This is a genomic window from Streptomyces sp. NPDC002790 (assembly GCF_040295505.1).
Classification (GTDB): Bacteria; Actinomycetota; Actinomycetes; order Streptomycetales; family Streptomycetaceae; genus Streptomyces.
On the sequence record NZ_JBEOVM010000026.1, the window covers coordinates 69,272 to 77,840 of the forward strand.

The 8,569-nt window shown below is 71.2% G+C and carries 7 protein-coding genes, 1 pseudogene and 2 riboswitches; of the genes and pseudogenes, 3 read left to right on the plus strand and 5 right to left on the minus strand.

The features are described from left to right. Positions 1–115 precede the first annotated feature (115 nt). Both ABT004_RS15205 and ABT004_RS15210 read right to left on the minus strand, forming a co-directional pair. Positions 116–790 carry a (2Fe-2S)-binding protein gene (locus ABT004_RS15205; protein WP_351336179.1) on the minus strand — a complete coding sequence of 225 codons (675 nt, stop codon included), beginning with the start codon at positions 788–790 and terminating at the stop codon, positions 116–118. Further along, entirely contained in the window at positions 787–1,179 is a 393-nt protein-coding gene (locus tag ABT004_RS15210) for a (2Fe-2S) ferredoxin domain-containing protein (RefSeq protein ID WP_351336182.1), read from the minus strand. Before ABT004_RS15210 ends, ABT004_RS15205 begins: the two co-directional genes overlap by 4 nt. A gap of 61 nt (positions 1,180–1,240) precedes the next feature. Then, positions 1,241–1,364: riboswitch (cobalamin riboswitch) on the minus strand. A 93-nt stretch (positions 1,365–1,457) separates the two neighbouring features. Continuing rightward, positions 1,458–1,681: riboswitch (cobalamin riboswitch) on the plus strand. 166 nt (positions 1,682–1,847) lie between these two features. Here ABT004_RS15210 and metE point away from each other — a divergent pair. Next, positions 1,848–4,193 (plus strand): 5-methyltetrahydropteroyltriglutamate--homocysteine S-methyltransferase, encoded by a 2,346-nt coding sequence (gene metE / locus ABT004_RS15215; RefSeq protein ID WP_351336185.1) that lies wholly within the window; start codon positions 1,848–1,850, stop codon positions 4,191–4,193. A gap of 66 nt (positions 4,194–4,259) precedes the next feature. On the opposite strand, the pseudogene ABT004_RS15220 reads toward metE, so the two are convergent. Beyond that, positions 4,260–4,608 (minus strand): annotated as a pseudogene (locus tag ABT004_RS15220) (hypothetical protein); the annotation flags it as partial. Between the two features lie 90 nt (positions 4,609–4,698). Here ABT004_RS15220 and ABT004_RS15225 point away from each other — a divergent pair. Beyond that, entirely contained in the window at positions 4,699–5,385 is a 687-nt protein-coding gene (locus tag ABT004_RS15225; RefSeq protein WP_351336187.1) for a haloacid dehalogenase type II, read from the plus strand. Positions 5,386–5,396: 11 nt separating this feature from the next. On the opposite strand, the gene ABT004_RS15230 is transcribed toward ABT004_RS15225, so the two are convergent. Further along, positions 5,397–6,236 (minus strand): alpha/beta fold hydrolase, encoded by an 840-nt coding sequence (locus tag ABT004_RS15230; RefSeq protein WP_351336190.1) that lies wholly within the window; start codon positions 6,234–6,236, stop codon positions 5,397–5,399. A gap of 152 nt (positions 6,237–6,388) precedes the next feature. On the opposite strand from ABT004_RS15230, the gene ABT004_RS15235 reads away from it, so the two are divergent. Then, positions 6,389–7,642 carry an amidohydrolase gene (locus ABT004_RS15235; RefSeq protein WP_351336193.1) on the plus strand — a complete coding sequence of 418 codons (1,254 nt, stop codon included), beginning with the start codon at positions 6,389–6,391 and terminating at the stop codon, positions 7,640–7,642. Between the two features lie 21 nt (positions 7,643–7,663). On the opposite strand, the gene ABT004_RS15240 is transcribed toward ABT004_RS15235, so the two are convergent. Next, entirely contained in the window at positions 7,664–8,182 is a 519-nt protein-coding gene (locus ABT004_RS15240; RefSeq protein WP_351336195.1) for a DinB family protein, read from the minus strand. Positions 8,183–8,569: the final 387 nt, after the last annotated feature.

Below are 8,569 nucleotides of genomic sequence, written 5' to 3' on the forward strand. Positions count from 1 at the left end.
AGCGCGGCTCTCTTTCGTCTGCGAGGAACGCCAGTTGCTGCAACGCAGCACATCAGAAAGGGTCAGGGGTTGTCGGTTGCACGCGCCGCCCCGCCCCCGCTGTGTCCTGTCTTCGTCACCGCGTCAGACAGCAGTCTCCGCATGTGCCGCCGCCGGGAGCGCGGTAGAAGAGGCAGCAGCTCCGGCGGCGGAATGTCAGGTCCGGGCCGGTGATCCGGCCCGTTCCGTGTAGCCGGCCCGTCTCCAGGAGTTCGCGTGTCAGCCGCGTGAGATCCGTGCGCAAGTCGGGTCGGGACCGCAGCAGTTGAGCCGACGACCCGAGGAGAGCCGAGGCGGAATTGCCGGCCAGCAGGCGTGGCGCCACCTTGACGGTGAGGCCGTTCTCGACCGCTGCCAGGACTCCGTCCACCTCCGCGTGGACCGCGTCGGCGAGGGAGCGGAGCTCCGTCGCACGTCGGCCCTCGGGCCGGGGCAGGCGCAGAGCCGAGCTCTCACCGGACCACTCGACCGTGCTCATCGCCAGCACGATCCCGTGGACGAGGGCGCAGGCGAGGACCGGTGACCAGAGGCGTGCCGCGAGGCCCAGGTGGGCGATGGAGGCGCCGATGCGGGGTTCGGGGGTGGCGTAGTGGTCGTTGACCGCCTGGGCTCGTGCGGCGAGCCCGGCGTGGGTGAGCCGTGCATCGGGCCGCCGCCGCGTCGGCGTCGTGTCGAGGGCGAAGAATCCCCCGAGCCGCGACTCCACGTCCCGCAGCGCCTCGGCGACCTGTTCCGACGGCACCTCGTTCATGAGGCCCTGGCCCGGCGCGGCGCCTCGATGACGTAGAGGTCCAGGATCGCGGGGCGCTCCGCGACTCCCGGTCCGCCTGCCCCTATCCAGTCCGCGATGTCCTCGGTGGCGTCAGCGTCGTTGACCAGGCCGAGCCACACCGGTCGTGCTCCGGCCGCCCGACCGGCGGCGGAGGGCTGTACGACGATGACATTGGCCTGATCGCAGACGTCCAGGCACTCGGAGATCCGTGTCGGCGCGATCCGGCGCAACCGCGCCGTCTGCGCGGCGTGATCACCGTCGACCTTGACCGTTCCGCAGCAGCAGTCGCGGCACACGACCACGCGGCACGGAACCGCCCGGTCCGCCGCGGGGGCCGTCGCTTCGGCTTCGGCGAGCCGTTCGGGCATGCCGCATCCTCCCTCTCGCCGGGGAGTTCCGCCCCGGATCGCTTCGAGGGGGCGACAGCGTGAGTCTCCTGGCTCTCGGGTCCGTGCTCGTCCCGGCCTTCCCACCCTCGCGGGGGCAGTGGCTCTCCGGGATCCGCTCGCCGATCACAGTGGCGGTACCGCACCGGATTCGCACCGGTTTCCTCGGGCCGCCGTCGCCCGTGTTCACCGTCATCATGCCATCCGGCGAGGAGCTGCCGACGGGCCGGACGTTGTGGCGCCTCCCGGGCGCGGACCCGTAGGGTGAACGACGTAGCTGGTTCGCCCCGCCCGCCAGACGGGGTGTCGTAAGAGGGAACCCGGTGGGATTCCGGGACTGCCCCGCAGCGGTGAGTGGGAACGACCGCCGTCATACGCACTGGGCCCCGGAAGAGGGGTCTGGGAAGCGACGGTCACTAGGTGTCCGCCCTTTCGGGTGGGCGTGCCCGCAAGTCCGAAGACCTGCCAACTGCCCGTGCACGGACGACACGTGCGCGGACATCTCGGTGACCTCGAGGGCGGGTCGGCGTACACATACCGGCGAAAAGATCGTGCCTCGCAGCGCGCGGTCACCGCTCCGGTGGTGTCACTCCTTCGCGCCGCAGAGGCCTTCCGGGATCTCAGGGATACGTCTCTCGAAGGAGAATTCCGTGACCACCAGGACCGCGGACACCACGACCGCGCACACCGGGACCGAGCCCGCGCGGGCCACCGTGTACGGCTACCCTCGCCAGGGCCCGGACCGGGAACTGAAGAAGGCGATCGAGGGCTACTGGAAGGGCCGCGTCGACGCCGACGGTCTTCGCTCCACCGCCGCCGAACTCCGCCGTGCCAACTGGCGGGAACTGGCCGCGTCCGGCATCGACGAGGTGCCGACCGGCGACTTCTCGTATTACGACCACGTCCTGGACACGACCGTCATGGTCGGTGCGGTGCCCGAGCGCCACCGGGCCGCCGTCGCGGCGGACGCCCTGGACGGGTACTTCGCGATGGCACGCGGCACCCAGGACGTCGCCCCGCTGGAGATGACCAAGTGGTTCGACACCAACTACCACTACCTTGTGCCGGAGTTGGGCCCGGACACGGTGTTCACCACCGATTCCACCAAGCAGGTCGCGGAACTCACGGAGGCCCTCGCCCTCGGCCTGGACGCCCGCCCCGTACTGGTCGGACCGGTCACCTACCTTTTGCTGTCGAAGCCCGCTCCCGGCGTGGCCGACGACTTCGATCCGCTCACCCTGCTGGACCGCCTGCTGCCCGTCTACGCCGAGGTTCTCAGCGACCTGCGGGCCTCGGGCGCCGCCTGGGTGCAGCTCGACGAGCCCGCCCTGGTCCAGGACCGCACTCCGGCGGAGCTGAACGCCGCCGCCCGCGCCTACCGTGACCTCGGCACGCTCGCCGACCGGCCGAAGCTCCTGGTCGCCTCGTACTTCGACCGACTCGGCGAGGCCCTGCCGGTGCTCGCCAAGGCGCCCGTGGACGGTCTCGCCCTCGATTTCACCGGTTCCGCCACCGCCAACCTGGAGGAACTCGCCGCCGCCGGAGGCCTGCCCGGCAAGCGTCTCGTCGCCGGTGTGGTCAACGGCCGCAATGTGTGGGTGAACGACCTTGAGCGGTCACTCGCCACGCTCGGCACTCTGCTCGGACTCGCCGACCGCGTCGACGTGGCCGCTTCCTGCTCGCTGCTGCACGTTCCGCTGGACGCGTCCGTGGAGCGGGACATCGAGCCGCAGGTCCGGCGCTGGCTCGCCTTCGCCCGCCAGAAGACCACCGAGGTCGCCACCCTTGCCAGGGGCCTCACCCGAGGAACCGGCGTGGTCGAGGCCGAACTCGCCGCCAACCGCGCCGCGTTGAGTTCCCGGGCCACCTCGCCCATCACCCGTGATCCGGCGGTGCAGGCCCGCGCCGCCGCCGTCACCGAGGCGGACCTGCGCCGCTCGCAGCCGTACGCCGAGCGGACCGCCGCCCAGCGTGCCCTGCTGAACCTGCCGCTGCTGCCGACGACGACCATCGGCTCGTTCCCGCAGACCGGCGAACTCCGCGCCGCGCGCGCCGATTTGAGGGCCGGACGCATCGACAGCGAGGGGTACGAGTCCCGCATCAGGAACGAGATCCGTGAGGTCGTCTCCTTCCAGGAGAAGGCCGGTATCGACGTGCTCGTGCACGGCGAACCCGAACGCAACGACATGGTCCAGTACTTCGCCGAGCAGCTGGACGGCTACCTCGCCACGCAGCACGGCTGGGTCCAGTCCTACGGCACCCGCTACGTCCGCCCGCCGGTCCTCGCGAGTGACATCTCCCGCCCCGCAGCGATGACCGTGCGCTGGACGACGTACGCCCAGTCCCATTCCAGCCGTCCGGTCAAGGGCATGCTCACCGGCCCGGTCACCATGCTCGCCTGGTCCTTCGTCCGCGACGACCAGCCGCTGGGTGACACCGCCCGGCAGGTCGCCCTCGCCCTGCGCGACGAGGTCGACGACCTGGAGGCGAACGGCACTTCGGTCATCCAGGTCGACGAACCGGCACTCCGCGAGACCCTCCCGTTGCGCGCAGGCGACCACGCCGCCTACCTCGCCTGGGCCACCGAGGCATTCCGCCTCACCACCAGCGGCGTCCGGCCGGACACGCAGATCCACACCCACATGTGCTACGCCGAGTTCGGTGACATCGTGCAGGCCATCGACGACCTCGACGCCGATGTCATCAGCCTGGAGGCCGCCCGCTCCCACATGCAGGTCGCACACGAGCTGGCCGAGCACGGCTACCCGCGTGAGGCCGGTCCGGGCGTGTACGACATCCACTCGCCACGCGTCCCGAGCGTCGACGAGGCAACCGCATTGCTACGTAAGGGACTTGAGGCCATCCCCGCCGAGCGGCTGTGGGTCAATCCGGACTGCGGGCTGAAGACCCGCGGCTGGGCCGAGACACGGGCCTCCCTGGAGCACCTCGTCGCCGCCGCACACGCCGTCCGTGAGGAGCTCGGGACGACCGCGTAGCTCTTGAGGCCTCGCCTCTGGTGCCGATACTCCGGCACCAGAGGTGAGGCGCCCACTCCACCTACGTCAGTCGATCGGCGCGTACGTGCGCCTGCCCCTCCGGTACGCGATCTCGCCGAGCGCGATGTCGCAGAGCATGAACGCCGCGAGCGGGATGCCACTACATGCGGTACCCCCACACGACGAGGAGCACCACGTCCGTGACCTCGCCGCTCATCGGGTCGACGGCGACGGCGTCCTGCTTCTCCGGCCAACTCCGCTGGATCTGCTGGACGACGTACCCCGAGGACGCGTCGGCGGGCGGGACGATCTCGACGGGGTTCGAGAGACCCTCGGCGCGGGCCGCTTCCAGCCTGTAGTCGGGGCTACCCGCAGAGCAGCCAGACCGATGCGGGAATCCGCTTGGGTGCCCGCCGCGTTGGATCGACAGCCGGCCGCACGCCCCCGCTTCGTCCCCCCCATCCGCTTCAGCCGCTCCATCCGCTTCATCCGGGAGACACCCCTCATGTCAGAGCCAGAGATCGATGCCCTTGTGTTCGACGTGCTGGGCACACTCGTCGACGAGCCCGCCGGAATCCGCACCGGAATTCGTCAACTCTCCCCAGCGCAGGCCGACTCCGAGGTCGACAAGCTCTTGGCGCTGTGGCAGCAGCACGTCGAGCACGAGCAGCAGCGGGTACTCGACGGTGGCAGGGCCTACCTCGCGAGCGACGTGCTCGACCGGGAGGCCGCCCGGCTCGTCGCCGACGCCGCCGGGGTCGACGATCCGGCCGCGGTGGCGGAGTTGGCCCTGGCCGGGCGCAGGCTCCCGCCGTGGCCGGACACGGTGGCGGGGCTCGCCCGGCTTGCCGAACGGTTTCCGTTGATCGGGCTGTCCAACGCGAGCCGGACCGCGCTCCTCGGCCTCAACGCGCACGCGGGGCTGCGCTGGCACCAGGCGCTGTCCGCCGAGGACGCCCGGACCTACAAGCCGGACCCGGCGGTCTATGCGCTGGCCGTCACCGTCTCCGGACGGCCGCCGGAGCGACTGCTGATGGTCGCCACGCACGCCTGGGACCTGCGCGCGGCCCAGGCCCTCGGCCTGCGCACCGCCTACGTCGCCCGTCCCGTGGGCGACCCGCCCGTCGCCTCGGACCGGTTCGACCTGTACGCCGACGACCTGGCCGGGCTGGCCGCCCAGATCGGGGCGTGAGCGGCCCCGCTTCAGGAGTGCGTCAGGAAGTCGGCGATCTCCGCCGCCACAGTGTCGGGGACGAACGACGGCGCGAAGTGCATCTGGCCGGGGATCGCCGTGTACGTGACGTGCGGCAGCGCGGTCGCGAGCCGGTCGAGGGTCGCCGGCATCGGCTGCCAGGTGTCGGCGCCCCGCATCAGCAGGGTCGGGACGGTGACATCGGACCAGCGCTCCACGTCCGCCGAGTCGGCGATCAGCGATTCGAGGTCACGACACCAGCCGGGCGTGTCATCGGGTTCAGCGCCTGGTTCGGTGTCGCTGGTGTCTCCCGACTCCATCAGGTCCAGGAGCGCGGCCGGGACCCGGGCCACCTTTTCGGCCAGCAGTCGGTCGGCGCGCCGCCGATCGCCGCGCGCGGTCAGCTTCTTGAACTCCTCCAGTACGGGGGCTAGTTCGGGGCCCGCCGCGTACAGCGGCGGCTCCCACAGCACCAGCGAGCGCACCGGCAGACCGGCCGCCGCCGCGTGCAGGGCGACGTTGGCGCCGTAGGACATGCCGACCAGGTGGACGGGACGGCCGATCTTCGTGATGAGCGCCTCGATGTCCGCCACTTCGTCGGCGAAGCGCTTGGGCGCGTGGCCCGGCCCGCTCGGGGCGTAGCCGCGGCGGGCCGGCGTCCAGAGTTCGAAGCGGTCCGCGAGGCATTCGGCCACCGGCTGCCAGGAGTGCAGCCCACCGCCGGAACCGTGGACCATGACGACCGGTGGGCCGGCGCCGAACTGCCGGTAGGCGACGGCCGTCCCGTCGGCGGACTCAAGTGACGCGATGGGCCCGAGGCGGGATTCGGGTGACTGGAACTCGTTCGGCATGCCAGGACCCTCGCACGCCACGTCGGAACCGGGCCACCCCATTTCGCCGCTCGCGCCGAGCAGCGCAGGAAGCGACACGGCCCCGCGCCGCCCTCCCCCACGGGACCCGTAGGTGACACTGAACCGACCATACGAAGCGGAGAGGTTGGATCATGACGCACACGGTTGTCGCAGAGCTTGACGGAATTCGGGACGACCTGGCCGATCTCTACCGGGACCTGCACGAGCACCCGGAGCTGTCCTTGCAGGAGAAGCGGTCGGCCGAGCTGCTCGCGCGGCGGCTGCGGGCCGCGGGTGTCGACGAGGTCGTCGAACACGTCGGGACGACCGGCGTGGTGGGTGTGCTGCGCAACGGCGAAGGACCTGTGGTCATGCTGCGCGCGGACTTCGACGCGCTTCCGGTGGAGGAGAAGACCGGGCTGTCGTACGCCAGTGTCGCCCGCGGTGTGGACCACGAGGGCAAGGACGTGCCGGTGATGCACGCGTGCGGGCACGACATGCACGCGGCCTGTCTGATCGGGGCGGCGAGCCTGCTGGCCGGGGCGCGCGACCAGTGGCGGGGCACCGTGCTGCTGGTCTTCCAGCCCGCGGAGGAGCTGGGGTGCGGCGCCCGCGGCATGATCGACGACGGGTTGTTCGAGCGCTTCCCCACGCCGGAGGTCGTGCTGGGCCAGCATGTGGGGCCGCTGCCCGCCGGGTTCATCGGCCACGGCAGCGGTCCGGTGATGGCCGCCTCGGACTCCCTCGATGTCACCCTGCACGGTCGCGGCGGGCACGGCTCGCGCCCGGAGGCAGCCATCGACCCGGTCCTGATGGCCGCCCACGTCGTGACCCGGCTGCAAGGTGTCGTCGCCCGCGAGGTGCCCCCGGCGGAGACGGCGGTCGTCACGGTGGGCCGACTTCAGGCCGGCACCAAGGACAACATCATTCCCGACGCCGCAGAGTTGGGCATCAACATCCGCTCCACGACGGCGGCCACCCGCGACCTTCTCCGCTCGGCGACCGAACGCGTCGTCCGCGCCGAGGCCGCGGCAGGCGGCGCCACGCGCGAACCCGACCTCGACTGGACCATCAGCGTTCCCGCCCTGGTCAGCGACCCGGATGCCACCGCCACCACGCTGGCGGCGTTCGTCGGTCACTTCGGCGAGCAGCGTGTCTTCCCGCTGCCGCCGGTCAGTGCCAGCGAGGACGTGGGGGTGTTCGGCGAGGCGATCGGGGTGCCGACCGTCTTCTGGTTCTGGGGCGGCCTCGACACCGGGACCGCCCTCGCCGCGCTCCAGGCCGGCAAGCTCGACGACCTGCCGGCCAACCACTCCCCGCACTTCGCCCCCGTGGTTGAGCCGACCCTGAGCACGGGCGTGGAGGCGCTCACGGTCGCGGCGCTGACCTGGCTGGGCACTCCGTGACACGGGCGCTGGCGGGACCCGCTAGTAGTACCCCTTCGACCCGTCGATGAGTTCCCGCACGATGTCCGCGTGGCCCGCGTGCCGGCCGGTCTCCTCGATGAGATGGATGAGCATCCAGCGGAGGTCGATCTTGCCGTCGCCGTACTTGGGGTGGCGGCCGGTGGCGTCGAGGGAGGCCGTGGCGGCGATCTCGTTGCTGCGGGTGCACTGGGACTCGTAGTCGAGCAGCAGTTGTTCGAGGGGGACGCCGTCTGTGCGCCAGTCGGCGTCCTCGTCGTCCGACTCGCCGAAGGACGGGTTCACCTTCTCGTCGCCGCCGAGGAACAGCACCTCCAGCCAGGTGTGTTCGACCCAGCGCATGTGGCTGATGAGACCGGCCATGGTCATCGCAGGCGATGTCGGGACGACACTGCGGCGCGCGTCCTCCTCGCTCAGTCCCGCGCACTTCCATCGCAGGATCCGCCGCTGGAGGTCCAGCCATCCGATGAGTGCCGTGCGTTCGTCCGCCTGGAACGGAGGGCGTTCAAGTGAAGGGGCCATGCCCATCGACGCTAGCGCGCCGCGCCCCGGGCGTCTTCGGGTTTTCGGCGGGAGCATGAAAGCGGCTGGGCAGGGTGCGGCGCGTGCATGTAACACCCACCGGTCGCTCGGCGCTGTCCCCCACAGGGACTCCTCGGCAGTCGGCGGCCGAGGAGTCCCTTTCGTTGCTCGGACTTGGGTGCGGGGCGGGTGGTGGGCCGCCACCGACACGTCGGCCGACCACCCGCCCCGCTCATGCTCGCGTCCACCGGCCCGCGGGGGAGGGCGGGCTCGGTGGAGCGAGCAGCTCGGAGGAAGTCCGAGGCGTTCTAGGGCGTGTATCGAAAGTCCCGTCGTCCGCCCGAAGGGCGGGCCACGCGGCGTCCGGTGCGTGCGATCGCAAGGAGA